This window comes from Bradyrhizobium frederickii (genome assembly GCF_004570865.1).
GTDB lineage: Bacteria > Pseudomonadota > Alphaproteobacteria > Rhizobiales > Xanthobacteraceae > Bradyrhizobium > Bradyrhizobium frederickii.
The window spans coordinates 108,319-133,243 of the sequence record NZ_SPQS01000004.1; the positions used below are offsets into that span (position 1 = coordinate 108,319).

At 64.5% G+C, this 24,925-nt stretch carries 24 protein-coding genes; 10 read left to right on the top strand and 14 right to left on the bottom strand.

The window, feature by feature from the left end; genetic code table 11:
* Positions 1-55 precede the first annotated feature (55 nt).
* Both E4K64_RS08315 and E4K64_RS08320 read right to left on the bottom strand, forming a co-directional pair.
* Entirely contained in the window at positions 56-1,054 is a 999-nt protein-coding gene (locus tag E4K64_RS08315; RefSeq protein WP_235884602.1) for an alpha/beta fold hydrolase, read from the bottom strand.
* Positions 1,055-1,118: 64 nt separating this feature from the next.
* Positions 1,119-1,478, bottom strand: a complete 360-nt coding sequence (locus E4K64_RS08320) for a DUF427 domain-containing protein (protein ID WP_135163085.1) — start codon at positions 1,476-1,478, stop codon at positions 1,119-1,121.
* Positions 1,479-1,668: 190 nt separating this feature from the next.
* Between E4K64_RS08320 and E4K64_RS08325 the strand changes: the two genes are divergently transcribed.
* Positions 1,669-1,905, top strand: coding sequence for a BolA family protein (locus tag E4K64_RS08325; RefSeq protein ID WP_011088461.1), 237 nt, complete (start codon positions 1,669-1,671; stop codon positions 1,903-1,905).
* A gap of 45 nt (positions 1,906-1,950) precedes the next feature.
* Positions 1,951-3,132, top strand: coding sequence for a low temperature requirement protein A (locus E4K64_RS08330; protein ID WP_167771884.1), 1,182 nt, complete (start codon positions 1,951-1,953; stop codon positions 3,130-3,132).
* A 12-nt stretch (positions 3,133-3,144) separates the two neighbouring features.
* Here the strand turns inward: E4K64_RS08330 and egtD are convergent, their stop codons facing one another.
* Complete coding sequence (egtD, locus tag E4K64_RS08335) at positions 3,145-4,116, bottom strand: L-histidine N(alpha)-methyltransferase (RefSeq protein WP_167771885.1); 972 nt, start codon at positions 4,114-4,116, stop codon at positions 3,145-3,147.
* A gap of 137 nt (positions 4,117-4,253) precedes the next feature.
* The gene (gene egtB / locus E4K64_RS08340) at positions 4,254-5,549 is read right to left on the bottom strand and encodes an ergothioneine biosynthesis protein EgtB (RefSeq protein WP_167771886.1); all 1,296 of its coding nucleotides are present in this window, start codon (positions 5,547-5,549) and stop codon (positions 4,254-4,256) included.
* A 240-nt stretch (positions 5,550-5,789) separates the two neighbouring features.
* Here egtB and grxD point away from each other — a divergent pair, with 240 nt between their 5' ends.
* From grxD to E4K64_RS08360, 4 genes are read left to right on the top strand one after another with little or no spacing between them, the layout of a single operon-like run.
* Positions 5,790-6,116 carry a Grx4 family monothiol glutaredoxin gene (gene grxD, locus E4K64_RS08345; RefSeq protein WP_126260869.1) on the top strand — a complete coding sequence of 109 codons (327 nt, stop codon included), beginning with the start codon at positions 5,790-5,792 and terminating at the stop codon, positions 6,114-6,116.
* A 3-nt stretch (positions 6,117-6,119) separates the two neighbouring features.
* On the top strand, positions 6,120-6,674 hold the full coding sequence (locus E4K64_RS08350; protein ID WP_135163089.1) for an O-acetyl-ADP-ribose deacetylase: 555 nt from the start codon (positions 6,120-6,122) through the stop codon (positions 6,672-6,674).
* Between the two features lie 43 nt (positions 6,675-6,717).
* Positions 6,718-8,004 (top strand): serine hydrolase domain-containing protein, encoded by a 1,287-nt coding sequence (locus E4K64_RS08355; protein ID WP_167771887.1) that lies wholly within the window; start codon positions 6,718-6,720, stop codon positions 8,002-8,004.
* A complete protein-coding gene (locus tag E4K64_RS08360; RefSeq protein WP_135163090.1) occupies positions 7,985-9,244 on the top strand; it encodes a serine hydrolase domain-containing protein in 1,260 nt (419 codons plus the stop codon). The genes E4K64_RS08355 and E4K64_RS08360 overlap by 20 nt, the downstream gene beginning before the upstream one ends.
* A gap of 101 nt (positions 9,245-9,345) precedes the next feature.
* Here E4K64_RS08360 and E4K64_RS08365 read toward each other — a convergent pair whose 3' ends face one another.
* From E4K64_RS08365 to E4K64_RS08405, 8 genes are all read right to left on the bottom strand, one after another.
* Entirely contained in the window at positions 9,346-10,413 is a 1,068-nt protein-coding gene (locus tag E4K64_RS08365) for a threonine aldolase family protein (protein WP_135163091.1), read from the bottom strand.
* A 317-nt stretch (positions 10,414-10,730) separates the two neighbouring features.
* Complete coding sequence (locus E4K64_RS08375; RefSeq protein ID WP_135163092.1) at positions 10,731-10,958, bottom strand: hypothetical protein; 228 nt, start codon at positions 10,956-10,958, stop codon at positions 10,731-10,733.
* A 116-nt stretch (positions 10,959-11,074) separates the two neighbouring features.
* Positions 11,075-11,692 carry a 30S ribosomal protein S4 gene (rpsD, locus tag E4K64_RS08380; RefSeq protein WP_028137354.1) on the bottom strand — a complete coding sequence of 206 codons (618 nt, stop codon included), beginning with the start codon at positions 11,690-11,692 and terminating at the stop codon, positions 11,075-11,077.
* Positions 11,693-11,988: 296 nt separating this feature from the next.
* Positions 11,989-12,753 (bottom strand): acyltransferase, encoded by a 765-nt coding sequence (locus tag E4K64_RS08385; RefSeq protein WP_135163093.1) that lies wholly within the window; start codon positions 12,751-12,753, stop codon positions 11,989-11,991.
* A 195-nt stretch (positions 12,754-12,948) separates the two neighbouring features.
* A complete protein-coding gene (locus E4K64_RS08390) occupies positions 12,949-13,722 on the bottom strand; it encodes an HpcH/HpaI aldolase family protein (protein WP_135163094.1) in 774 nt (257 codons plus the stop codon).
* Positions 13,723-13,783: 61 nt separating this feature from the next.
* Entirely contained in the window at positions 13,784-14,581 is a 798-nt protein-coding gene (murI, locus tag E4K64_RS08395; protein WP_135163095.1) for a glutamate racemase, read from the bottom strand.
* A 158-nt stretch (positions 14,582-14,739) separates the two neighbouring features.
* The gene (locus tag E4K64_RS08400; RefSeq protein WP_135163096.1) at positions 14,740-15,546 is read right to left on the bottom strand and encodes a Crp/Fnr family transcriptional regulator; all 807 of its coding nucleotides are present in this window, start codon (positions 15,544-15,546) and stop codon (positions 14,740-14,742) included.
* A gap of 248 nt (positions 15,547-15,794) precedes the next feature.
* Positions 15,795-16,874 (bottom strand): SecDF P1 head subdomain-containing protein, encoded by a 1,080-nt coding sequence (locus E4K64_RS08405; protein ID WP_135163097.1) that lies wholly within the window; start codon positions 16,872-16,874, stop codon positions 15,795-15,797.
* 82 nt (positions 16,875-16,956) lie between these two features.
* On the opposite strand from E4K64_RS08405, the gene E4K64_RS40210 reads away from it, so the two are divergent.
* The 3 genes from E4K64_RS40210 (at position 16,957) to E4K64_RS08415 (ending at position 21,031) form a co-directional block, all read left to right on the top strand.
* Positions 16,957-17,106, top strand: a complete 150-nt coding sequence (locus tag E4K64_RS40210; protein WP_167771888.1) for a hypothetical protein — start codon at positions 16,957-16,959, stop codon at positions 17,104-17,106.
* Positions 17,107-17,122: 16 nt separating this feature from the next.
* Positions 17,123-19,030 (top strand): acyl-CoA synthetase, encoded by a 1,908-nt coding sequence (locus E4K64_RS08410; protein WP_135163098.1) that lies wholly within the window; start codon positions 17,123-17,125, stop codon positions 19,028-19,030.
* A 198-nt stretch (positions 19,031-19,228) separates the two neighbouring features.
* Positions 19,229-21,031 carry a caspase family protein gene (locus tag E4K64_RS08415; protein WP_167771889.1) on the top strand — a complete coding sequence of 601 codons (1,803 nt, stop codon included), beginning with the start codon at positions 19,229-19,231 and terminating at the stop codon, positions 21,029-21,031.
* A 132-nt stretch (positions 21,032-21,163) separates the two neighbouring features.
* On the opposite strand, the gene E4K64_RS08420 is transcribed toward E4K64_RS08415, so the two are convergent.
* Together E4K64_RS08420 and purB are read right to left on the bottom strand one after the other, a co-directional pair.
* Positions 21,164-22,336 (bottom strand): M20 aminoacylase family protein, encoded by a 1,173-nt coding sequence (locus tag E4K64_RS08420; RefSeq protein WP_135163100.1) that lies wholly within the window; start codon positions 22,334-22,336, stop codon positions 21,164-21,166.
* A gap of 127 nt (positions 22,337-22,463) precedes the next feature.
* Positions 22,464-23,771, bottom strand: coding sequence for an adenylosuccinate lyase (gene purB / locus E4K64_RS08425; RefSeq protein ID WP_126260884.1), 1,308 nt, complete (start codon positions 23,769-23,771; stop codon positions 22,464-22,466).
* Positions 23,772-24,325: 554 nt separating this feature from the next.
* Between purB and E4K64_RS08430 the strand changes: the two genes are divergently transcribed.
* Entirely contained in the window at positions 24,326-24,913 is a 588-nt protein-coding gene (locus E4K64_RS08430) for a TetR/AcrR family transcriptional regulator (protein WP_126260885.1), read from the top strand.
* The last annotated feature ends 12 nt before the right edge of the window (positions 24,914-24,925 follow it).

Consider the following 24,925-nt stretch of genomic DNA (forward strand, 5'->3'; position numbering starts at 1 on the left):
AGCGGGATGGTTGAACGGGATGAAATGATCGCCGCCGCGAATCCAGACAAATTCCTTATGCGGGGCACTGATCTGGTTGAAATATTGCTCGACGGGCCCCCCCCGGTGTCACGCCATCGGCATCGCCCTCGATGAAGAACATCGGAATCGAATACTCGAAACCGATCGAGGCTATGTCGTGCCGAAACATCGGACCGTCCCTCCCGGTGAGATACTTTGTCGAGAAGGCGGCGCCTTTGCGCCAGTTGTACCAATCGAGCAGGGAGAAATCCGGCATGAAGAGAGGCGGGATCGGACCGGCCGGCTGGAGGCTATCCGCGGGAGGCAAGGCAAACGCGCTGCTCCACTTTTCAACGATTAGGCGATTCTCCGGGGTGATGGTCGGCCGTGCGGCGACCGATGCCAGTTCCGCCAGCGCCTCGGTGTTTCCAGCGGTCGCCGCCCGCGTTTGCAAGCGCCCGATCGTGAGTTCGAAAGCCTTCTCGAAGGTAGCCCTGCCAACAACCTGACCTGTGCCGACATAGGCATAGAACAGATCCGGACGTTGCTTCGCCATGTGAATTCCCAGGAATGAGCCCCAGGAATGCCCGACCAGGACGATCCTGTCCTTGTGCAAATGCGTCCGCAAATACTCAGTCAGCTCAATGCCATCCTGCGTCATTCGCTCCAATGTCATGGTTGGAGCGAGCATGTCTCCAGCGGCGCCATACGTTCGGCCGGTGCCGCGCTGGTCCCACTGGACAACGGTGAAATGCTTTTCCCAGGGCCGCCAGGCCGACGAGATCGGCAAGGTGGTGCCTCCAGGCCCGCCGTGGACGAACAGGAGAACCGGATTGTCCCGATCCTCGCCGCGGATTTGAACCCATTGCTTGATGCCGCCGACCTCGACGAACCCTCCTTCCTGCACTCCTATGAGGGAATCGATGGAGAGAGTTTCCGCGGCAAGGTGCTGGCGATACGCACGAAACCCAAGGCCAGCGGCGACCACCGCGATGACCACGCCGGCTGCTCCGAGCAACGTGATCCCAATCAGTCTTCCGGCCTTGTGCGGCATCGGCGACCTGCATCGACCGAGGGGAGGCGATCCATGATCGCCCTGGCGTCACAGCGTCGTGAGACTACCCCACTTCCTCGATCTTCACCTTGTCCGGGTAGAAGGCGAGATGGCCCGAGATCTCCGTCATCGCGGGGAAGGGCGTCTCGTAGGTCCAGATCGCGTTCTCGAGCGTCTTGCCGTTGGCCTTGATGCTGTAATAATTGGCATCTCCCTTGTAGGGGCAATGGGTGGTGCGCTCGGTGCGCTCCAGCAGGGCCATGTTGGTGTCCTCCCGTGGCACATATTGCACCGCCGGATATCTGGCCTCCTTCAGCGTCAGCGCCTTGGCAGTCTCGGCGATCACGATGTCGCCCGCGGTCACGCGGACGCGCCGGGGATTTTGGCTGATGGTGATGGGGTGGTCGGGCCCTGGAAGCTTCATGATGTCACGCCTTTTCGATCGATCTGCCGCGCGCGGCACTTTGTCGTGCCTTTATCCTGATGGGATCAGGGATATAGTGCCGGAATGCGTGACCTAGAAGGCCGTTCACGCTAAGTTTGGTCCTGCCGGCGAGGGGACCCCCGGCAGCGATTCGAGCCGAGACCGACAGAAGCAAAGGAGCACCACCCGAATGCCCATGGACGCCCACGATATCGAGGCGATGATCAAGGCAGCGATCCCCGATGCCGAGGTGACCATCCGTGACCTCGCCGGCGACGGCGACCATTATGCCGCGACCGTGATCTCGGAATCCTTCCGCGGCAAGTCCCGCGTCCAGCAGCACCAGATCGTGTATCAGTCCCTGCGCGGCCAGATGGGCGGCGTCCTGCACGCGCTGGCGCTGCAAACCGGCGTACCCGGCACCTGATCTGGCGGGCCACCTGATCTGACCAGCGCCACGGGGGGACGGATGATGGCTGCGGACAATCCGCGCGGCGCGATGTTTCGTGTGATCACGCCGAACCAGCACAGCCGCGTCACCAATGCCGAGCTGTTCTTCGATCTCGTCTTCGTCTTCGCGGTCACGCAGGTGTCGCACACGCTGCTGCACCACTTTACGCCAATCGGCGCGGTGCATGTCGCCGTGCTGTTTCTGGCGGTGTGGTGGGTGTGGGTCTTCACTGCCTGGGTCACCAACTGGCTCGATCCCGAGTTGACGCCGGTCCGCATCCTGCTCTTCGCGATGATGCTGGGCGGCCTCGTGCTGTCGACGACGATCCCGACCGCCTTCGAAGGGCGGGGCCTGTGGTTTGCGATCGCCTACGCAGCCATGCAGGTGGGGCGCACGGCGTTCTGGCTGTTGGCAACGCCGCGGCATCGGACGGCGGTGCGCCACAACGCCATCCGCATCCTGACCTGGCTCTGTATCTCCGCGGTGTTCTGGATCCTCGGGGGCCTTGCCCATGACGAGGCCCGTCTGTGGTTTTGGATCGCCGCCCTGACGATCGAATACATCTCGCCCGCGGTCCGCTTCTGGGTGCCGAAGCTGGGCTTCTCCTCAATCGAGGCCTGGGCCGTCGAAGGCGGCCACATGGCCGAGCGCTGCTCGCTCTTCGTCATCATCGCGCTCGGCGAAGCCGTCGTCGTCAACGGGGCGACCTTTGCCGAGCTGGAATGGAGTGCGGCCAACATCCTGGCCTTCGTCTCCGCGCTGGTCGGCGCCATCGCGATGTGGTGGGTCTATTTCCACAAGGGCGCGGAGGCCGGCGCCGCGCGCATCTCGAAGTCCGCCGAATCCGGCCGGCTGGCGCGGCTCGCCTACACCTATCTGCACATGCCGATCATTGCTGGCATCATCCTGACCGCGGTCTCGGACGAACTGGTGCTGAAGCACCCCACCGGCCATTCCGATATGCGCACGATCGTGAGCACGATCGGCGGTCCGCTGGTGTTCCTGGTCGGCACGATCCTGTTCAAGCACGCGATCCGCGGCTTTCTGCAACTCTCGCACGGTATCGGCATCATGCTGCTGCTGGTGCTGTGGTGGTTCGCCGCCGATCTCTCGCCGCTCTGGCTGTCGGTCGCGACCAGCGTCATCATGATCGTGGTGGCCGTCTGGGAGTCGGTATCGCTGGGGTCGGCGCCGGAGGAGTAGGCGCGGAGGAGCTTACTCCGCCACCTCCAGCGCATGCACCGAGAACATCTTGGCCGCATCCGTCCAGCTTTCGCGCACCCGCCAGCCGGCGCCCTGCGCCAGCGCGGCAAAACGCTCGAGGCTGTACTTGTAGCTGTTCTCGGTGTGGATGCTCTCGCCCGGCTTGAACGAGAAGCTGGTGCCGAGCAGCCGCACGGTCTGGCTCTTCTTGCTGATCAGGTGCATCTCGATGCGATGGCGCTCGCGATTGTAGATCGCGCGATGGGTGAAGGCGGAGAGATCGAAATTGCCGCCGAGCTCGCGGTTGATGCGCACGAGAACGTTGAGGTTGAAGCGCGCGGTGACGCCGGCGGCATCGTTGTAGGCATCATAGAGCACGCGCTCGTCCTTCTCGAGGTCGGCGCCGATGATCATCTGCGCGCCCCGGCCCAGAATCTTGCGCGCGCTGTTCAGGAAGGCCTGGGCTTCCTGCGGCTCGAAATTGCCGATGGTCGAGCCCGGGAAGAATCCGACTTTCGGCATGGACGCGACCTGTCTGGGCAGCTCGAACGGCGTGGTGAAGTCGGCCGCGACCGGATAGATGCCGAGCGAGGGGAAATCCCGTTTCAGGCCGTTCGCCTGCGCCTTCAGGAAGTCGCCGGAGATGTCGACGGGCACGTAGGCCGCGAACTTGCAATGGTTCAGCAACAGGCGAACCTTGGTGGTCGCGCCGGCGCCGAACTCGACCAGGGCGGCATGCTCCGGAATGATCTTTGCGATCTCGCTGCCGCGCTCCCTCAGGATCGCAAGCTCGGTGCGCGTCGGATAATATTCCGGCAGCTTCGTGATCGCCTCGAACAGCTCCGAGCCGGTCGCGTCGTAGAAATATTTCGGCGACAGCTTTTTCGGCTGCTGCGAGAGGTCCTCGATGGCCTCGCGGGCGAAGGCGGTGGTCTGCTCGTCGGGAAGATGGGCTTCGGCCAAAGCGCTGGCGTGCACATTCATGATACTCTCCTGAACGCGCTGTCCGGCGCGCATTTGTCGTCGGATGAACCCAAAGCGCGACGAGGTCGCATCTCAGGTTTTGCTTCTTTGAGCATGATCTTTTCGGAAAACCGCTGCACACTTTTCCGGATCATGCTCTACTCGTAGTCGGCGAGCCGCAGTCCCGTGAACTGCCAGCGGTGGTGCGGATAGAAGAAGTTCCGATACGTGATACGGCTGTGGCCCTCCGGAGTTGCAAGCGAGGAGCCGCGCAGCACCAATTGGTTGACCATGAACTTGCCGTTGTACTCGCCGAGCGCGCCTTCGACGGCGTGGTAGCCGGGATATGGCGAATACGAAGACCGGGTCCATTGCCAGACGATGCCGAAGGCGTCGTTGAGCTGGCCTGTGCGCGCTGCGACCTCCCATTCCATTTCGGTCGGCAGATGCTTTCCGGCCCAGCGCGCGAAGGCGTCGGCCTCGTAATAGCTGACGTGGCAGACCGGCGCTTCGGGGTCGACCGGCTTGAGGCCGGCGAGCGTCATGACCTGCCATGCGCCATCGGCCTCGCGCCAATGGCCCGGGGCCTGCCAGTCGTCCTTGCTGGCCGCGGCAAAGCCGTCCATCAGCCACAACGTCGCGGTCCGGTAACCGCCGTCGCGCATGAAGGAGAGCCACTCGCCATTGGTGACGAGATTGCGCGCCAGCTTGACCGGGCCAACGAGGGCGCGATGCGCGGGCTTCTCATTGTCGAAATGGAAACTGTCGTCGACATGGCCGACGGTGTGGATGCCTTCGTTGAGTTGCAGCCATTCATCGCCGGTGCGCGTCGGGGAGGGAAAGCGCCAGTCCGGGTCGTAGGCCGGATAGACCGGGTTCTGCGCAAATGCGTGCAGGATGTCGGTGAACATCAATTCCTGATGCTGCTGCTCATGGTTCAGCCCGACCTCGACCAGCGGCGCGATCTCGCGAAGCTTGTCCGCGCCGGTCTCCCGGAAGAATTTGAGGACGGCCGCATCGACATATTTGCGATAGGCGCCGACCTGATCGGCGCTGGGACGGGTGATGTCGCCGCGATGATTGCGCGCATGACGCGGGCCGGCGCTGACGTAATAGGAATTGAACAGGAACGCGAAATCGGGGTGGAAGGGGCGATAGCCCGCCACGTGCTCGCCGAGCAGGAATTGCTCCCAGAACCAGGTGGTATGCGCCCGATGCCATTTCGTCGGGCTTGCATCCGGCATGGACTGAATCTGCTGGTCCTCCGGCGAGAGCGGCGCGGCCCGGCGCTCGGTCTCATTGCGGACGGCAATGAACGCGTCCTGCAGCCTCTGGGCGAGGCCGCCCGGACCGGACAGTGACGAAAGCGGGGCGGCGGCCGTGGCGGAGGCTTGTTTCGTCACGTTTTTCTCCAGACAGGACAAGAGAACGTTGTTGGCGTTACCCGGTTCCACAACCGACGTTCGTCCTAGATAGGGGCTCCGTTACGGTATGAAAGTCCTCTCCGGCGATGATATTGATGTCGTCAGCCTATGGACCTGGCCCGGGTCAAACCGGTCGCAGGGGACCTCTCGCCGCCATTTTACTTTGGATGCACAACGGTTTGGGCTACATATATAGGAAGGTATCGGGTTAGATCGGCTGAGCCGGCCCGAGGGATATTGTTGAGGGCTCTGCCCCAGAAGGACACGGATATGAGCATCGCGGAATTCATCGACAACGAAGTGAAGTCGAACGACGTGGTTCTGTTCATGAAGGGTACGCCGCAATTTCCGCAGTGCGGTTTCTCGGGCCAGGTCGTCCAGATCCTCGACCATATCGGCGTCGGCTATAAGGGCCTCAACGTGCTCGAATCCGCCGAGCTCCGCAACGGAATCAAGGAATATTCGAACTGGCCGACCATTCCGCAGCTCTATGTGAAGGGCGAGTTCGTCGGGGGCTGCGACATCGTCCGCGAGATGTTCCAGGCTGGCGAATTGCAGCAGCTTCTCTCCGAGAAGGGCGTCGTCGTCGCGGCCTGATAAATGACCCAGCTGGCTCGCCGGATCGGCGGCGCCGAGCTCGAGGTCATCGTTGCCGACATCACCACGCTCTGCGTTGACGCCATCGTCAACGCAGCCAACACGTCGCTCCTTGGCGGGGGCGGCGTGGACGGCGCGATCCATCGGGCCGCCGGGCCCGACATGGTCGCCGAATGCCGCATGCTGCACGGCTGCAAGACCGGTGATGCCAAGATCACCAAAGGCTACCGGCTCAAGGCCGCCCATGTGATCCACACCGTCGGGCCGGTCTGGAATGGCGGCACGATTGGCGAGGACGATCTGCTCGCCTCCTGCTATCGCCGTTCGATGGAGCTGTGCGGGAAGCACAGGCTGACCTCGGTAGCATTGCCCGCGATTTCGACCGGCATTTTCCGTTTTCCCGCCGACCGGGCGGCCGACATCGCCGTGCGCACGACGATCGAAGGCCTCACTGCTGCGCCGTCCGTGACCCGGGTCGTGTTCTGCTGCTTCGCGGAGCCAAGCGCCAAACTCCATGCCGAGGCACTTGCGCGATACGCCGGCCCTTGTGCCGACTGAGGCGGCCGGTACACTCCGCCGGACCATGTTCCGAGGAGGGGATATGATTTCACAGTTTGGGCTGCGTGCGCTGGTTTGCGGCGCGCTGGTGTCGCTCGGCGCGATGTCGCTGGCGCGTGCCGAGGGCACTTACGAGATTCCGGCCGGCGCGCATTTCAATCAGGACAAGCTCGCGCGGATCACCGAGTTCTTCAAGAACGAGGTCGCGACCGGGAAGATCGCCGGTGCAACCGTCCTGATCCAGCAGCACGGCAAGCCGGTCTATCATGAAGCCTTCGGCGTGCAGGACGTGGTCAGCAAGGCGCCGATCACCGACAAGACCATCTTCCGCCTGTTCTCGATGACCAAGGCGATCACCGCTGTGGTCGCGATGCAATTGGTCGAGGACGGCAAGATCAAGCTGGATGATCCCGTTTCGAAATACATCCCATCCTTCGCCAATGTGAAGGTCGGCGTCGAGAAGAAGGCCGAGGACGGCACCAAATCGCTCGAACTGGTGCCGCCCAATCGGCCGATGACGGTGCACGATCTGATGACGCACACCTCGGGCATCACCTATGGCTTCTATGGCGATAGCCTGGTCCGCAAGGCCTATCGCGAGGCCAACATCTATGCCGGCGATTTCGATCTCGCCGAGTTCGCCGAGCGCATCGCCAGACTGCCGCTGCACAACCAGCCGGGCGCGCTCTGGCAATACGGTCATTCCACCGACGTCCTGGCGCGCGTGATGGAGGTCGCCGCCGGCAAGCCGCTGATCGACATCATGCGTGACAAGCTGCTCGATCCGCTCGGCATGGTCGATACCGGCTTCTTCGTCAGCGATCCCGAAAAGCAGAAGTTGCTGGCGCAGCCGGTGCCGAACGACGCCGATTTCCGCGTCGGCCGCATCAACGATCCGACCGTGGCCAAGAAGATCATGTTTGCCAGCGGCGGCATGGTGACGACCATGGCGGACTATCGGCGGTTCGCGCAGATGCTGCTCAACGGCGGCAGCCTCGACGGCAAGACCATTCTCAAGCCGGAGACGTTCAAGCTGATGGCGACCGACCAGGTCGGCCCCGGCTCCGGCGTCGATCGCGACTTTTTCTATTTTCCCGGGGACGGTTTCGGCTTCGGTCTCGGACTTGCGGTCCGTACCGATCCCGGAAATGCCAAGCCGCCGCCCCCCGGCAACCTCGGCGAACTCAAGTGGGACGGCGCCTCCGGCTGTTACTTCGTGATCGACCCCAAGCAGGACATGTTCTTCGTCCTCCTGGAGCAGACTCCGAGCGAGCGGCAGCGCGTGCAGCGGACCTTGAAGCAGCTGGTCTATGAAGCCATGGAGAAGTGAGGCGTTCGTTCGGATCGTCCTCGCCGCCGCCTTTGTCCTGCTGACCGGTGCGGCGAGCCAGCTCCGTGCCGAAGCGCCGGCTGCCCGCAGTTTCTCGACGGCGGGACTTGCGCGCGTCAGTGCGTTCCTTGACGATGCGGTCGCCGCCGGCAGGATCCCCGGCGCAATCCTTCTGATCCAACAGCACGGCAAGCCGGCACTCTACCGCAAATTCGGCCAGCGCAACGTCGCGCCGGCGCAGTTGATGACGGACGACACCATCTTCCGCCTCTACTCGATGTCGAAGCCGATCACCTCGGTAACGGCGATGATGCTGGTCGACGACGGCAAGCTCGCTCTCGATGACCCCGTCGCGAGATACATTCCGGCCTTCGCCGATGTGCAGGTCGGCGTCCCGCAAGCAGATGGCAAGCTGGCCCTCCAGCCGCTGGCGCGACCGATCACGGTGCGCGATCTGCTCCGGCATACGTCCGGCATCACCTATGGCTTCTATGGCAGCAGTCCCGTCCGCAGGCTCTATGCGGAAGCCGGCCTGTTCGACGGCGATCCCGACAATGCGCAATTCGCCGAGCGGCTCGCGCGATTGCCGCTGGCCGAGCAACCGGGGACGCTGTGGGACTATGGCCATTCGACCGACGTGCTGGGCCGGGTGATCGAGTCGGCATCGGGTCGGTCGCTCTATCAGTTCGAGAAGGAGCGGCTGCTCGATCCCCTTGGCATGCGGGATACGGCGTTCTTCGTCGCCGACGATGCCCGGCGGCCGCTGATCGCAGAAGCTTTGCCCGGCGACTGGTTCGATCGTCCCGTCGCCGGCATCATCGAGGCGACCGCGCCGCGTCGCTGGGAATCCGGTGGTGCCGGCATGGTCGGCACCATCGGCGACTATGCACGTTTTGCACAGATGCTGCTCAATGGCGGCGAGCTCGACGGTCGCCGCTATCTCAGGCGCGAGACCGTAGCGCTGATGGCGTCGGACCAGCTCGACGGCGGGATCGCGAAGAATCCGGAATTCTATTTTCCGGGCCCCGACAGCAGTTTTGGTCTTGGCTTTGCCGTGCGCACGCGCGCGAAGCCGCCGCTGCCCGCAGGCGAATATCGCTGGGACGGCGTCGGCGGCACCTTCTTCTTCATCGATCCCGCCGACGACATGTTCGTGATCTGCATGATGCAGTCGCCTTCGCAGCGCGGCCCGATCCAGGACGAGCTGAAGCGGCTGGTCTATGAGGCGATGGGACGCTAGCTAAAGCGCGATGCGATTAGGATGAATCGTCATCGCGCTTTAGGTTGTTGTTTAAGCATGATCTTTTCGGAAAACCGCTGCGCACTTTTCCGGATCATGCTTTACGCGCCGCGCACGATCTCGCGGACGTATCCGATCGTCTCCTCGACCTGGGCCGCATTGACGTCGAGATGCGTGCAGGCGCGGATGCGTCCGTCCATCATCGCGAGCGTGACGCCGCGCTGGCGCAGTGCCGCGACCATCTTGTCGCCGGCAATGCCGGCGCCGTCGGGCTTGAAGAAGACGAGGTTGGTCTCGGGCTCCTGGACCTCGATGCCTGCGATCTGCGACAGACCGCGGGCGAGCGCGCGCGCATTGGCGTGGTCGTCGGCGAGCCGATCGACGTGATGGTCGAGCGCGTAGATGCAGGCGGCGGCGCAGATGCCGGCCTGGCGCATCGAGCCGCCGAGGCGCTGCTTCCATTGCCAGACCGCATCGATGAAGGCGCGCGAGCCCGCGAGCACGCCGCCGATCGGCGCGCCCAGCCCCTTGGAGAAATCGATCCAGGCCGAGTCCCAGCCCGCCGTCATGTCGCGCGGGGAGACGCCGCTGGCCACGGTGGCGTTGAGCAGGCGCGCGCCGTCCATGTGTGTGACGAGGCCGTGCTGCCTGGCGATGGTCACGATCTCGTCGAGAGCTGCCTTCTTCCAGATCGTGCCGCCGCCGATATTGGCGGTCTGCTCGACGCTGACGACGGTCTGCGGCGGCTGGTAGCGCGTGCGCGGATGCAGGGCCTTCCGGAGCGTCTCCGGCGTGAACTGGCCGCCCTCGCCCTTGAGCTGCGTGACCTGGAAGCCGCCGAGCGCGGCATGAGCGCCGCCTTCGCGGGCGATGATGTGCGCGGTCTCGTGGGCGAGGATCTCGTCGCCGGGGCGGCAATGCACCAGCGTCGCGGTGACGTTGCACATCGTGCCCGAGGGCATGTAGACCGCCGCCTCCTTGCCGAGCAGATCGGCCACGCGCTCGCACAGCGCGTTCACGGTAGGATCGTCGCCGACCTGCTCGTCACCGACCTCCGCGCGCGCCATCGCCTCGCGCATCCCGGCTGTTGGTTTCGTCTGCGTGTCCGAGAGCAGATTGATGCGCACCGGCGGCGCCTTGGGGTCGACAGGGGGAGGGGTGTAGAGCATCAACTTGCTCCCTGAGGGAAATGCATGTGCTCGCGGTCAGCGAGCTCTGGGTGGACGCCGCGCGGCGTGACGAAACCGCATAATAACGATTTCTGTCTCGGTCACACGATAATCGATCAGATAGGGATAAGGGTTGACCGGCAAGCGACGGACGTATGCACGAGTGGTCTACCGGCCTGCGTACGGGTGATCCCCAAGCAGCGTGATGAGTGCGACGAGGCGGTCGCGCACGTGATTGGCTCCTTGGGGAGAACGCGCATCGATGTAGGTCAGAACTTCGTCGATTTGGGCGAGCGCCCGCTTGGCGTAGCGAGCCTTCACAGTCCGTGCTTGGCCCACATCGCTCGGACTTCGTCGGCGCTGGCCAACTCGCCGCGGGCGATTTCAGCTTCGGCCTCGCCGAGATCTGCGTCTTCCGCCACCGTTAACTGGATAGGAGGTTGATCGATGCCGGCGAGCTCGAGCAGGGCTCGCGCCAGCTCGTCCTGCTCTGAATCGGGCAGGTTGGAAACCTTGCTGAAAGCCTCTTCCAGAAGACGCGTCATGGTCAACTCCGCTAGGTGCGAGCATAGCACGGACCGGCTGAAACAGGCGAGTGGCCGCCCAAAAATGAAAAGGCCCCGGAAAACCGGGGCCTTTGAATGTCGTTCTGCCGAAATGATCAGCGCGAATAGAATTCGACGACCAGATGGGGCTCCATCTGCACCGGGAAAGGCACGTCGGAGAGGCCGGGGATGCGGATGTACTTGGCGGTCATCTTGCCGTGGTCGACTTCGAGATAGTCGGGCGTGTCGCGCTCGGGGAGCTGGCTGGCTTCGAGCACGTGGGCGAGCTGCTTGGAGGCTTCCTTGACCTCGACGACGTCGCCGACCTTGAGCTGGTAGCTCGAGATGTTGACCTTGCGGCCGTTCACCTTGATGTGGCCGTGGTTGATGAACTGGCGTGCGGCGAAGATCGTGGAGACGAACTTGGCGCGGTACACGACCGCGTCGAGACGACGCTCGAGCAGGCCGATCAGGTTCTCGCCGGTGTCACCCTTGAGGCGGCTTGCCTCGACATAGATGCCGTGGAACTGGCGCTCGCTGATGTTGGCGTAGTAGCCCTTCAGCTTCTGCTTGGCTCGCAGCTGCACGCCGAAGTCGGAGAGCTTGCCCTTGCGGCGCTGGCCGTGCTGGCCGGGGCCGTATTCACGACGGTTCACGGGGCTCTTCGGGCGGCCCCAGATGTTCTGGCCCATACGGCGATCGATCTTGTACTTCGCCTCACTGCGCTTAGTCATCGCGTCCTCTTCGGTTGCATGGTTTGAGGAAACGCGCCCTCCTGTGTGACGGACCTGGGCCCGGCACCGACAGGTCCGATCCCCAAAGCTTAAGGGAGTGGACCACGGGTCGCGAAACGCTTCGCGGGCCGAAATCGGCCCGCGAGCAGGCGGCTTTTAGGGGAGTTTGGGGCGTCCTGTCAACGTCACCTCGGTCATTCCGGGTGCCCACAGGGCGAACGCTAGTGTGCAATTGCGCACCTGAGAACCTCGAGATTCCTGGCTCGGTGCTCCGCGCCGCCCCGGAATGACGGGCCTTAACCGCCGACCGCCCGGATGGACTTGGGACCGGCCCGCAATTCGGCAGCGATTTCAGTGTTCAGCACCTGTTCCAGCCGGGTCAGGACCCGGGCAATCGGAGCGCCGTCGGTAACCCGGTGATCCCAGCGGATCACGACGTGGATGGTCTGGTCGGGCTCGACCACCCCATAGCTGACGATGAAGGGGCCCGGCGTGATCGGATGGAGCTCGCCGCCGCCATAGGCGGCCACCGAGCTGACCGCGAAGCTGCCGAACCAATTGCCGCGCTGCCGGCCGAAATTCAGGCCGATCGCCCAGGACAGGCGGCGCAGCGGCAGCGGCAGGCGGGTCGCCCGCATGATCTTGCGGAACATCGGGACGTCGTTGAACGGCGCCGTCTTGGCGCGACGGATCTCCGCATCGACCGCGGCCAGCGCCATGGCCTCGGGCGCCGCGATTCGCTGCGGCATCACGCATTCCTCGCCATCCTCGACCCGGGCCACGGCCACCAGCGCCACGCTCTTGGGCAGCTCGTAGAGCATGGGACGGGGCCATTTGGCGTAGACGGTGCGCAGGATCGGCTCGTCCCTGGCGATCAGGGCGAAGGCCTTGACGAACATCGCGGCCCAGCCCGCGGGCGCCAGCGCGCCTGCGCGGGCCTCCAGCAGGGGGCGGACATTGAGCGGGCGGGACAGCGAAACGAATGGCACGTCCATCGAGGCGCGCATGAGGTCGCAAATCAGCCGGCGCGGCAGCGAAATGTTCTTGGGTTTCCCGCGCATCGGTCTTTCGGTTCCCGCGGATGAAAATATGTGCAGCGAGCGGATTTCCCGCTCGCTGTCTGCTCTAGCACGAACCAACCCTGTTGGGGCCAGTCGGTTCGGCGCACGGCAGCGACGGCGGCTGCCGCCTATTCGAGGTGAAAATACAAATTGTTTTCAATGCTTTACTAATGTTCCTGTGCCGTTTGGACTCGCTCAGCGCCTGATCCCCTCGAACGCCGCCATGATGCCGCGCTGGAACAGCGACCAGTCGAAGCCGAGGGCGATGGCGCGGTAGCCGCGGTCGATCAGGGCGTTGGCCTGATCGGCGGTGCGGGCGACGCCGCCGATCGGTACGCCGCTTCTGAGGATGCCGGCCTCCGCGCGCGCGATCAGCTCCAGCAGCTCCGGGTCGTCCATCTGGCCGCGCTTGTTGATGGACGTGGCGAGATCGCCGGGGCCGATCACCGCGACGTCGATGCCCGGCGTCGCCATGATCTCGTCGATGCGGTTGACGGCGTCGACATGCTCGATGGTGACCATGCAGATCATCTCGTCGTCGGCGCTGGCCATGTAGTCCGGCATCGACTGGCCCCAGCGGAACGGGGCGTGGAAGGGGCCCCAGAGCCGATCGCCACGCGGCGGATAGCGCACGCTGCGCACCGCCTTTTCGGCGTCCGCGCGGCTGGTGATCATCGGGAAGTTGATGCCGAAGGCACCAATGTCCATCGGCGCCTTCGCAAGCCACGGCTCGTTCGCCGCGATCCGCACCAGGGGCGTGCACGGCGTGCCCGTGGTTGCGGCGATCATCGCATGTGCTTCGGTCAATCCGATCGGGCCGTGCTCGAGATCGACAATGATCCAATCGAGCGAGCGCGCCATGATCTGCACCATCTGCACGCTCGGGATGGTCGCGATCGCACCGAAGGCGGGGCGCCCCTCGCGCCAGAGCTGGCGGAGACGGTTGAGTGGCGTGGACGGGACCGACATCGAAAGACCTGCATCTGGGTGACGACGGCAAAACGTAGCAGCGCGGCACCGAGGCGGAAAGTCAGGCCAGCGCGCGTCCGCCGAAGAACGGCGTCAGCGTGGCCGAAAGGCCGTGCACGCGGTTCGAGGTAAAGATCATCTCGGCGCCGGATTGCGCGACCTCTCCGCTGCGCGGACCGAGCAAATCGGAGACGCGCCTTGCGATCGCCGGCGCGGGATCGATCCAGTCGACCGGCCAGGGGGCCAGCCGCTTCAGCCGGTCGAGCAGCAGCGGATAATGGGTGCAGGCGAGCACGACGGTGTCGGTGCGCGCGCCGGCATCCTCGGTATCGCCGACGAAGCAGGGAGCGAGCTCGGCAAGGATGTCGCCGTCGCTGACGGAAGCGCCGCCCAGCGCGGCCTCGGCGAGCGAGGCGAGTTCGGGCGAGCCGACCAGCGTCACCTCGCAGCCTTGCGCGAAATCGCGGATCAGCGCCTTGGTGTATTCGCGCCTCACCGTGCCCTTGGTGCCGAGCACCGAGACGCGCCGGGTCCTTGACTGCGCGCAGGCCGGCTTGATCGCCGGCACGGTGCCGACGAAGGGTACGGAATAAGCGGCGCGCAAGTGCGACAGGACCAGGGTTGACGCGGTGTTGCAGGCGATGACGACGATATCAGGCTCATGCGTGCCGATCAGCTCCCCCATCAGCGGCACGACGCGGGCGATGATCTCGTCCTCGCTGTGATGGCCGTAGGGGAAGAAGGCGTCGTCGGCGACGTAGACAAAGTGCGCCTCGGAGCGCGCGGCCACGACCTCACGGAGCACCGTGAGCCCGCCAAGGCCGGAATCGAACACCAGGATCGTCGGAGAATGGGTCACGTCGTCACCTTAAGGCGCCATGGTTACCATTCGGTTTTTGGGGCGGTTTTGCGGCGGGGCTGGACGACGCCATTGGAAGGGAGGCAGCGAGCGCGGACGGCGGCATCCACAGAAATCCCGGGGCCGACATGACGCGGCCCGGCGTGGGCCGCCCAACTTCACGCGATCCTGTTCGTCGTGGCTGCCCGTTCCGTAGCCAGCTGCTTCTGCAAGCGATCGATGTTCTGCAGGAGGCGCTGGCTGGTCAGCACCAGGAAGTAATAGCCGAACTGCGGATCCTGGAAGTAGATCTCGAGCAGCCGGTCATAGGTGATCGTCAGCACCTGGCCGTCCTCGATACATTCGACCGTGCCGGTGCGCCGGTTGTCCGGCGTGAGGAAGCCGAGCTCGCCCATCAGCGCTCCGGGCAGGATCTCGACATTGATCTCCTTGACCAGGAACTTGCCGGTGACCGTGAGGAACATCTCCTTGGCGGGATCGCGTAGCTTGAACAGCGTGTCGCCGCGGCGATATTTGCGCTCGGTCATGAACGGCTTGAGCCATTCGATCGACATGTCGCCTTCGGCGGCATGGCGCGCCTTCTTGACCAGCTTGAGCATCTGCCGGAGGCGCAGGGCGTTGATCGGAAGCATCAGCAGATAGAGCAGAAACGTTGCGACGTTGGCGGAGAGCGCGCCGAAGATGGCAAAGAACGCGCAGCCGATCATGTTGGCGACGCGCAGCGGCACCATCGTCCGCATCAAGAGCGTGGCGACAAAGAAGACCGCCCCGACCACGGCGAACATATTGGCCAGCGTGATGTTGCTGACGAAGATCTCCAGCAGGCGGTTGAAGATCGCGTCGTAGGTGACGTTGTTGGGATCGAGGCCCATCTGAACCAGGATCTTCGCGATCCTGAGATTGTCCGTGGCCGCGTCGAGAATGCGGTCGAGGATCGAGGAAATGTCTGCGCTGCCGGACGGCATGGTACTAACCCCGCGTAAGGCCTTCAGTCCTGGTCGGTGTGCTCGACACCTATAGCCGAAATCGCATGACGGCCGGCTGAAATGAAGCCTTCGGCCACCATGTCGCAAGAGGCAAATTCTAGCCCGATCGGACGTTTCGGCAATTGCCGGTTGGTGCCCACCAGGCTGTGGCGCGCCGTGATTCGGGCAGGGGCCGGCGTCGCGGAGGCGGCTGCATGCCCCAGGCGGGGCGCCGGACGATCTTCGCCTTACAGCTTGGCGGCGGGCTGCACGACCTGCTGCTCGACGAGGCCAAGGCGCCCCGGCAGCGAAGCGGCCCGCAGCATCATGGCGATGCTGTTGGCTTCTTCCAGTGTCAGGTTTCCGGAGATCTGGCCGGAGCCGCCGGTGATCGGCTCGCGGATCTCGGGAGCCGAGACGACCTTGTCGTCGAGCACGATGGCGAAGGGTTTGCCAACGTTCTCGCTGGTGATGTGGGCAAAGCGCCGCGTGCCGCGGCCGTTGAAACGGAACAAGGCGACGGGCTCTTTCGTGCCGCTTGCAAATCCCGGACCCGCATAGCTGATGTCGTCCCCGTCGAGCGCGCTGTGCTTGGCGACGAGGTAGGGTTTGTTGTCCTTGAAGCCGAGCAGAACTTCCGTGCCGTCCGGTGGCGCGCCCCGCTGCGCCTGCTCGGCAGGCATCGAGACGTCGACCTGGCGGAAGCTGACCTTGACCTTCCTGGCGAAGATCGCGGTGATGCGCTCGGGCTCCGTCATGCCGGGCAGGAAGATGCGAATGCGATCTGTGCCCTCGGGTTGGACGCTGGCGAGCGTTACGCCGGCGTCCTTGAGGCGCTGCTCGATCATGGCGATGCAATCGTCGACCAGCTCGTGCAGGCGTGCGGCGGATGCAGCCTCGGTCGGCGCCAGCCTGATCAACCCGTCGCCACTGCCGGTAATTGTGAGCGCGTGCGTGGGCAAGTCCTCCGCCGCCGAAGCGAGCTTGCGTGTGAGCTGTTCGCGGCCCTTCGCGTCGGGGATATTCACCTCGACGCGGCCGTCGCGGATCGCGAGTCCGGAGAAGGCGATCCGGCCCTCGCGCAGGGTCTTGTAGACGTCGTCGCGCAGGTCCGCGACGACTGCCTCGCGCAAGCCGTCGGTGTCCACCCTGTAGACGATGCGCGATCCGCCCAGCTTCTCCATCTTGTCGGCGATGAAAGCCGCCACTTTGGCTCGCATCTTGTCGAGCTGGGCGTCGGCCGACGCCGCACCCGGCATGGCGATCGCCGCTGCCATGGCGAGCGCTACGCGCAGCCTGGTGATGAAGTTGCTCCGGTGCATGGGCATGATCACCTCAAGTCTTGCGGCAGGACGCTGGCCGGCGCATCCGACGCCAGTTCTTGGTCCCGGAATTGGGTGTGGAGGTTCAATGCCGGTGTCGATCGAGGCGGTCGCCGCGGCGGGTAGGCCATGGACGAACGGCAAATCATCCATCATTCTGCGCTCGCTCGACCGGCCATCGGTCGAGGCCTCGCCGAACAAAATGTCAAAAGACAGCGGGCGGGGGACATGCATCTGAGGGAGGACGGAATTCCATGGCGGGCATCCATGCGCTCGATCGGCTTATCGGCAACGACTATCCGGAGCTTTTGACGGACGCGGACGTCCGCGCCTTCGAGCAGGTTCCTTACGCAGAGCGCGTTGCGGCCGAGAGCACCTATGACGCCATCAAGCTGGGTGCGGAGCGCAACCCCGACGGCGCGGCGATCCAGTTCCTGCAGAACGCCGATCCCGCCGACACGCCGGTCGTGGTCACGTACCGCGACTTCATCGCGCGCGTCACGCAGGCCGCCAACATGTTTCACGCGCTCGGCGCGGAGAAGGACGACGTCATCAGCTTCATGCTGCCGCTGGTGCCCGATGCCTTCGTGACGCTGTTCGGTGCGGAGGCCGCCGGCATCGCCAATCCCGTCAATCCGCTGCTCGAGCCGCACCAGATCGCGGAAATCCTGGAAGCTGCGAACACCAAGATCCTGGTGGCGCTCGGGCCGATGCCGGGCACCGACATCTGGCAGAAGGTCGAGCAGATCCGCCCCCAGCTCAAGCACCTCAAGGCGATCGTGCAGGTGTTCGGCGGCGGCGATCACGACAAGGGCATCTTCGCCTTTGGCGACCTCATCAAGCAGCAGCCGTCCGACCGGCTCGTCAGCGGGCGCAAGATTGCCGGCCGTGACATCGCCGCCTATTTCCACACCGGCGGCACCACCGGCACGCCGAAGCTGGTGCGGCACACCCATGCCAACCAGGTCTATCAGGCCTGGGCGCTCAATCTGCTGCTGAAGGGAAAGCCCGGCGCCAATCTGCTGTTCGGCATGCCGCTGTTTCACGTCGGGGGCTCCTTGACACAGGTGCTGACGACGCTGTCGAGCGGCGGCTCGCTGGTCGTGCTGTCGCCGAGCGGCTGGCGCAATCCGAATGCGGTGAAGAACATCTGGGGACTGGTCGAGCGCTTCAAGCCCGAGGCGCTGTCGAGCGTGCCGACGGTGCTGGCCGCGACGCTCGCGGTGCCGCCTGGCAATGCGGATATTTCCAGCCTGAAATATGCCGCCGGCGGCGGCTCGGCGATCCCCGTCGCCGTCGGCTCGGCGATCCAGGACAAGCTGAAGCTGCCGGTGGTCGAGGTCTACGGCATGACCGAGACCTCGAGCGTGCACACGCTGGCTTATCCGTCACGACCGATCCGGCTCGGCTCGGTCGGCCTGCCGATGCCTTATTCGCGCGTGCGCATCGTGCAGCTGGACGCCGATGGCCGCCTGATCCGCGACTGCAAGCCAGACGAGATCGGCGTCGTCATCATGGCCGGGCCCGGCGTGTTCGGCGGCTATCTCAACGACGAGCACAACAAGGGTGCCTTCGTCGACGAGGTCTGGGTCAATTCCGGCGATCTCGGCCGCCTCGATGCCGACGGCTATCTCTGGATCACCGGCCGCGCCAAGGACCTCGTGATCCGCGGCGGCCACAACATCGACCCGGCGCCGATCGAGGAGATCATGTTCCGCCATCCCGCCGTCGGCTTCGCCGCCGTGGTCGGCCAGCCCGACGCCTATGCCGGCGAATTGCCCGTGGGATACGTGCAGCTGAAGCCGGGCACCAAGGTCGAGCCGGGCGAGTTGGAATCGTGGGTTCGCGAGCGCACGCCGGAGCGCGCCGCCGTTCCGGTGCAGGTCATTCCGATCGACCCGATGCCGGTGACGGGCGTCGGCAAAGTGTTCAAGCCGCAGCTGCGCTGGGACGCGGCGGAGCGCGTGTTCACCAAGGTGCTGGCGCCGCTGGTCGAGCGCGGCATCGATTGCAGGGTCAAGGTCGGCGCCCATGGCAGTCACGGCTCGATCGCGACTGTCACGCTTGCCGGTGTGCCGCCGGATCAGCGCGAGACGATTGCGGGCGAGGTGCACGCTCTGCTCGCGCCGTTCGTGATGCGGCACGAGGTCGTGCAGGTGTAGCACCCATTTTGGCTTACTGAATCGGACAGGAAGGGGACGCTTCGGCACGTTATCCATATCGAAGTCGGAAGCCTTTATGTGATGGATGTCACATAAGAAGGATTGGAAATCGGCGACGCTAGCGAATAGTCTCATGGAATTGCATCCGGGGGGACGCAAGTGATTCCGCTTCGGCTATTTGTTTTGTTGATGTTGGCGATGGGCTTTGCCTGCGGACCGGCGCATGCCGACCGGCGGGTGGCGCTCGTCATCGGAAATTCCGCCTACAAGAGCGCACCCAAGCTCAGCAACCCTGCGAACGATGCCACCCTGGTTGGAGGCATGTTCAAGAAGGCTGGCTTCGATTCCGTCGATGTCAGGCTGGATCTCAATGCCAGCGAGATGCGGCGGATGTTGCGCGAGTTCGCGGGCAGGACGCGCGATGCCGACATGGCGGTAATTTATTACGCCGGGCACGGCATCGAGCTCGACGGAACCAACTATCTCATTCCGACCGACGCGACGCTGGAGACCGACGGCGACGTTCTCGACGAGACTATTCCGGTCGAGCGTGCGCTCTTTGCGGTCGAGCCCGCCAAGCAACTGCGTCTGATCATCCTGGACGCGTGCCGCGACAATCCATTCGCGAAGTCGATGAAGCGCACGCTGGCCTCGCGCGCGATCGGACGCGGCCTCGCCAAGGTCGAGCCGACCAGCCCTAACACCATGATTGCCTTCGCGGCTAAGGCGGGATCGACCGCCTCCGACGGCGATTCCAGAAACAGCCCGTTCGCCGCCGCACTGGTCGAGCACCTGCCGAAGCCGGGACTTGATCTGCGCAAGGCCTTCGGTTTCGTGCGCGACGACGTGCTCAAGGTCACGGGCTACAAGCAGGAGCCTTATGTGTACGGCTCGCTCGGCGGCGACGACGTGCCCCTCGTCGCGAAGCAAGTCCCAACCGGTCCCCAGGCTAACCCGCAGGAGGCCGTGCGCAGGGACTATGAGCTCGCGCTCCAACTGGCCACGCGCGATGCCTGGGAAGCCTTCCTGGCGGCGTATCCGGACGGCTTCTACGCCAACCTCGCCAAGGGCCAGTTGAACAAGATCGGCGCCGAAGAGACGCGCGCTGCCGCTGAACAAAAAGCGAAGACAGCCGAGCAGGAAAAGGCGAGGCTCATCGCCGAGCGAGCCCAGAAGGCCGAGCAGGAGAAGGCGGCTGCTGCGGCCAAGGCCGCCGAAGAGGCGCGCATCGCGGCAGAGAAACAGAAGCAGATCGAGCAGGCGAGGGCCGAAGCGGCCGAGCACCAGCGTAAGCTGGCTGAGGCGGCGGCGGCGAAAGCCTTGGCCGAAAAGCAGGCGGCGGAAAAAGCCAAGGCCGAGCTGGCTGCCCGGCAGGCCGCCGAGAAGTCCGAGCAAGCGGCAAAGCCGGCACCTGACAGGCAGATACCCGAGGTCGAGAACAAGAAAGTCGCCGCGCTCTCGGCTGGGGCAACCGCGACATTGTCCGCGACTGACCTCAGCAAGTCCGTACAGAGCGAGCTGCGCCGCGTCGGCTGCCTGACGTCCGCCGCAGAGGGCGAGTGGACGTCGGCCGCGCAGCGTTCGCTGACGCTCTTCAACAAATATGCCGGCACCCAGTTCGACGTGAAGCTCGCCAGTATCGACGCGCTCGATGCGCTCAAGGCGAAGCCGGGACGGGTCTGTCCGCTGGTGTGCAATTTCGGCTTCAAGGCCGACGGTGACCAATGCGTGAAGATCGCTTGCCGCCCAGGCTATCGCGTCGGCGACGATAACGAATGCGAGAAGATCCAGGAGAAGAAGCCGGTCGCGACGCGCGAGGAACCGAGGAAGCGCGATCAGGACCGGAAAGAGGCGGAATCTGCGGCACCTAAGTCGCAAGCGTCCGGTCAGATGATCTGCAATCAAGCCGGCTGCAGACCGGTCGCAAAGGGTTGCCGCCTTGGTTCGGTGCCCGGCCCAGGGAGTGGGGTCGTGAAGATTACTGGCGAGATCTGCAACTGACCAGCCGGGCTTGGCTCGCCCAAGGCTTCCCCTAAAGCGCGATGCAATTGGGATGAATCGTCATCGCGCTTTAGGTTGTTGCTTAAGCATGATCGTTTCGGAAAACCGCTGCGCACTTTTCCGGATCATGCTTTAGCTCGCCGGCATTCGCGTCTCGACCAGGCGGGCCCAGAACGAGGCGCCGTGGCCGAGAATGTTGTCGTTGAAGACGTAGGCAGGGTGATGGCACTCGTTGCCGTCGCCCATGCCGACCAGCACCATCGCGCCGGGACGCGCCTCCAGCATGAAGGAGAAGTCCTCGGCGCCCATCATCGGGATGAACTTGTCGTTGACGCGATCGGTGCCGACGATGTCGCGGGCGACGTCGGCGGCAAGGCCGGCCTCGCGGGCATGGTTCATGGTCACCGGATACATCCGCGTGTATTTGGTCTCGGCCGAGCCGCCATAGGCGCGGGCGACGCTCTCGGCGACTTCGCCGATGCGGCGTTCGACGAGATCGCGCACCTCGGGATCGAGCGTGCGCACGGTGCCGCCGAGCTCGGCGATCTCCGGGATGATGTTGAAGGCCGTGCCGGAGTGGAATTGCGTGATCGAGATGACCGCCGACTTCAACGGATCGACGTTGCGCGCCACGATCGATTGCAGCGCATTCACGATCTGCGAGCCGATCAGCACGCTGTCGACGGATTTGTGCGGGCCTGCGCCGGCGTGGCCGCCCTTGCCATGGACGGTGATCTGGATGTTGTCGGAGGAGGCCAGCATCGCGCCGGGCGTGGTTGCGAAATGCCCCTCCGGCAGGCCCGGCATGTTGTGCATGCCGTAGACCTCCTGGATGTTCCAGCGCGTCATCAGCCCGTCCTCGACCATGGCCTTGCCGCCGCCGCCGCCTTCCTCGGCGGGCTGGAAGATCACGACCGCGGTGCCGTCGAAATTGCGCGTCTCGGTGAGGTACTTTGCGGCGCCGAGCAGCATCGCGGTGTGGCCGTCATGGCCGCAGGCATGCATCTTGCCGGGGACCTTCGAGGCGTAGGGCACGCCCGACGTCTCCATGATCGGCAGCGCGTCCATGTCGGCGCGCAGGCCAATGGTCTTGCCGGAGGCGGACTTGCGGCCGCGGATCACGCCGACCACGCCGGTGCGGCCGATGCCGGTCACCACCTCGTCGCAGCCGAACTCGCGCAGCTTGTCGGCGACGATGCCGGCGGTGCGGTGGACTTCGTAGAGCAGCTCGGGGTTCTCGTGGAAGTCATGGCGCCAGGCGGCCATTTCGTCGGAGAGGGCGGCAACGCGGTTGACGATGGGCATGGGGGGATCCGTTTCTTGTGGGTTCTCTTGTCGTTCCGGGGCGATGCGACGCATCGAACCCGGTGTCTCGAGATTGTAGCGCAAGATTCCGGGTTCACGCGTCGCGTGCCCCGGAATGACGAGGATATCAGCTCTCGCCGAACACGCGCTTGAAGATCGTATCGACGTGCTTGAGGTGATAGCCGAGGTCGAACTGCTCCTCGAGCTCGGCGTCCGAGAGATACTTCTTCACCTCGGCGTCCTTCTTCAAAAGCTGGAGGAAGTCGCCTTCGCCGCGCCAGACCGGCATGGCGTTGCGCTGCACCAGCTTGTAGGAATCCTCGCGGCTCGCGCCCTTCTGCGTCAGCGCCAGCAGCACGCGCTGCGAATGCACGAGGCCGCCGAGGCGGTCGAGGTTCTTTTGCATGTTGGCGGGGTACACCAGCAGCTTGTCGATCAGGCCAGCGAGGCGCACCAGCGCGAAGTCGAGCGTGACGGTCGCATCCGGGCCCATCATGCGCTCGGCCGAGGAGTGCGAGATGTCGCGCTCGTGCCAGAGCACGACGTTCTCCAGCGCCGGCGTCACGTAGGCGCGCACCATGCGGGAGAGGCCGGTGAGGTTCTCCGACAGCACCGGATTGCGCTTGTGCGGCATGGCGGAGGAGCCCTTCTGCCCCTCGGAGAAGAACTCTTCGGCCTCCAGCACCTCGGTGCGCTGCATGTGGCGGATCTCGACCGCGATACGCTCGATCGAGGAGGCGATCACGCCGAGGGTCGAGAAGTACATCGCGTGGCGGTCGCGCGGAATCACCTGGGTCGAGATCGGCTCTGGGACGAGGCCCATGGCTTTCGCAACGTGCTCTTCGACGCGTGGATCAATCTGCGCGAAGGTACCGACGGCGCCGGAGATGGCGCAGGTCGCGACCTCTTTCCGTGCGGCGATCAGGCGCTCCTTGGCGCGGGTGAACTCGGCATAGGCATAGGCGAGCTTGAGGCCGAAGGTCACCGGCTCGGCGTGGATGCCGTGGCTGCGGCCGATGGTCGGCGTCATCTTGTGCTCGAAAGCGCGCTTCTTCAGCGCGGCCAGCACCTTGTCGAGGTCGGCGAGCAAAAGGTCGGCGGCACGGGTGAGCTGGACATTGAGGCAGGTGTCGAGCACGTCGGAGGAGGTCATGCCCTGGTGCACGAAGCGCGCCTCGGGGCCAACGATCTCGGCGAGATGGGTGAGGAAGGCGATGACGTCGTGCTTGGTCTCGCGCTCGATCTCGTCGATGCGGGCGACGTCGAAGGTGGCATTCCTGGCCTTGGCCCAGACCGTCTTGGCGGCCTCCTTGGGGATGGTTCCGAGTTCGGCGAGCGCGTCCGCCGCGTGCGCCTCGATCTCGAACCAGATCTTGAACCGGGTCTGCGGCTCCCAGATCGAGGCCATTTCGGGACGAGTATAGCGGGGGATCATCGGGCGGCTCCAGGAAGGTGGGCGGGCGATCCTGAGGAGGCGGCGCCGGCCAAATGCTTTTTACGCCGTGATTTAACAGAGCGGACAAGGCGAAACAAACGATCTGGCCCGCGGTAGAGGGGGGATCGCCGAGCTATCCACCGGACTGGCCCGCAGGGATGGCAGCCCCGGCCGCAAAAATTAACTGTCAATCACGGATCATTGACTGACAGATATTGAAATCTGTCAGCGAGACGTGTATATCCGTTTCCGGACGCTCCGATTGGGCGTCCCGCGACAAGCCCCGGCGAGCCCGACATCCGAAGCGGATCGGAGGGCGAATTGAAGGACCGGGACCCGCGGACGAATGGAGACTTAAGACAATGACGACCGAAATCCTCAATCTGACCGGCGTGATTGGGCATTGGCTCAATTTGCTGGTGGCGCGCCAGATCGCGGCGCAGGCTGCAAAACTGCCTCATTAGGGCATAGGCTTTCCGAAACGACCGGCCAGGGCGCTTCGGAAGCAGCCCTACTGCCGGGAAACTGAACCCGAACGGGAACATGGTGCTGGCATGAATGAAGCTGTTGTCTTGACGCCGGAGCGGATCCTCGACGTTACCGAGGACGTGCTCAGGCGGTTTGGACTTGCCAAGGCCACCGTGGTCGACGTGGCCCGTGCGCTCGATGTGAGCCACGGCAGCGTCTACCGCCATTTCCCGAGCAAGGCCTCGCTGCGCGAGGCCGTCGCCAAGCGCTGGCTGGACCGCATCGACACGCCGTTGCGCGCCATCGTCGAGGAGCAGGGCCCGGCGCCGGACAGGCTCGCGCGCTGGCTGCGCACGCTGTTCGCTGCCAAGCGTTCGCGCGTGCTCGACGACCCCGAAATGTTCGAGACCTACCTGACGCTGGCGCGCGAGGCCTGTGCGGCCGTGAAGTGTCACAAGGACACCATGATCGACCAGATCGCGGCGATCCTGGGCGACGGCGTGAAGCAGGGCGTGTTTGACGTCGCCGACACGAAGATCACGGCGCGCGCGATCTTCGATGCGACCGTCCGTTTCCACCATCCGGCTCATGCCGAGGAGTGGAAGGATGCCGATCTTCCCGCGCGCGTCGACGCGACGCTGGCGCTGCTGCTGCGCGGTCTGAAGGCGGCCTGAAGCCGCAGGACT

What these genes read in the sequence shown, in the direction of transcription:
- rpsD (WP_028137354.1), bottom strand. Translation starts at nt 11,692, where the DNA reads ATGACTAAGCGCAGTGAGGCGAAGTACAAGATCGATCGCCGTATGGGC.
- E4K64_RS08410 (WP_135163098.1), top strand. Translation starts at nt 17,123, where the DNA reads ATGGCGGGCATCCATGCGCTCGATCGGCTTATCGGCAACGACTATCCG.
- E4K64_RS08355 (WP_167771887.1), top strand. Translation starts at nt 6,718, where the DNA reads ATGATTTCACAGTTTGGGCTGCGTGCGCTGGTTTGCGGCGCGCTGGTG.
- E4K64_RS08375 (WP_135163092.1), bottom strand. Translation starts at nt 10,958, where the DNA reads ATGACGCGTCTTCTGGAAGAGGCTTTCAGCAAGGTTTCCAACCTGCCC.
- egtD (WP_167771885.1), bottom strand. Translation starts at nt 4,116, where the DNA reads ATGAATGTGCACGCCAGCGCTTTGGCCGAAGCCCATCTTCCCGACGAG.
- E4K64_RS08360 (WP_135163090.1), top strand. Translation starts at nt 7,985, where the DNA reads ATGAAGCCATGGAGAAGTGAGGCGTTCGTTCGGATCGTCCTCGCCGCC.
- E4K64_RS08350 (WP_135163089.1), top strand. Translation starts at nt 6,120, where the DNA reads ATGACCCAGCTGGCTCGCCGGATCGGCGGCGCCGAGCTCGAGGTCATC.
- E4K64_RS08315 (WP_235884602.1), bottom strand. Translation starts at nt 1,054, where the DNA reads ATGCCGCACAAGGCCGGAAGACTGATTGGGATCACGTTGCTCGGAGCA.
- E4K64_RS08330 (WP_167771884.1), top strand. Translation starts at nt 1,951, where the DNA reads ATGGCTGCGGACAATCCGCGCGGCGCGATGTTTCGTGTGATCACGCCG.
- E4K64_RS08415 (WP_167771889.1), top strand. Translation starts at nt 19,229, where the DNA reads ATGGGCTTTGCCTGCGGACCGGCGCATGCCGACCGGCGGGTGGCGCTC.
- E4K64_RS08325 (WP_011088461.1), top strand. Translation starts at nt 1,669, where the DNA reads ATGCCCATGGACGCCCACGATATCGAGGCGATGATCAAGGCAGCGATC.
- E4K64_RS08405 (WP_135163097.1), bottom strand. Translation starts at nt 16,874, where the DNA reads ATGCCCATGCACCGGAGCAACTTCATCACCAGGCTGCGCGTAGCGCTC.
- purB (WP_126260884.1), bottom strand. Translation starts at nt 23,771, where the DNA reads ATGATCCCCCGCTATACTCGTCCCGAAATGGCCTCGATCTGGGAGCCG.
- E4K64_RS08430 (WP_126260885.1), top strand. Translation starts at nt 24,326, where the DNA reads ATGAATGAAGCTGTTGTCTTGACGCCGGAGCGGATCCTCGACGTTACC.
- E4K64_RS08320 (WP_135163085.1), bottom strand. Translation starts at nt 1,478, where the DNA reads ATGAAGCTTCCAGGGCCCGACCACCCCATCACCATCAGCCAAAATCCC.
- grxD (WP_126260869.1), top strand. Translation starts at nt 5,790, where the DNA reads ATGAGCATCGCGGAATTCATCGACAACGAAGTGAAGTCGAACGACGTG.
- E4K64_RS08400 (WP_135163096.1), bottom strand. Translation starts at nt 15,546, where the DNA reads ATGCCGTCCGGCAGCGCAGACATTTCCTCGATCCTCGACCGCATTCTC.
- E4K64_RS08420 (WP_135163100.1), bottom strand. Translation starts at nt 22,336, where the DNA reads ATGCCCATCGTCAACCGCGTTGCCGCCCTCTCCGACGAAATGGCCGCC.
- E4K64_RS40210 (WP_167771888.1), top strand. Translation starts at nt 16,957, where the DNA reads ATGCCGGTGTCGATCGAGGCGGTCGCCGCGGCGGGTAGGCCATGGACG.
- E4K64_RS08390 (WP_135163094.1), bottom strand. Translation starts at nt 13,722, where the DNA reads ATGTCGGTCCCGTCCACGCCACTCAACCGTCTCCGCCAGCTCTGGCGC.
- E4K64_RS08385 (WP_135163093.1), bottom strand. Translation starts at nt 12,753, where the DNA reads ATGCGCGGGAAACCCAAGAACATTTCGCTGCCGCGCCGGCTGATTTGC.
- E4K64_RS08365 (WP_135163091.1), bottom strand. Translation starts at nt 10,413, where the DNA reads ATGCTCTACACCCCTCCCCCTGTCGACCCCAAGGCGCCGCCGGTGCGC.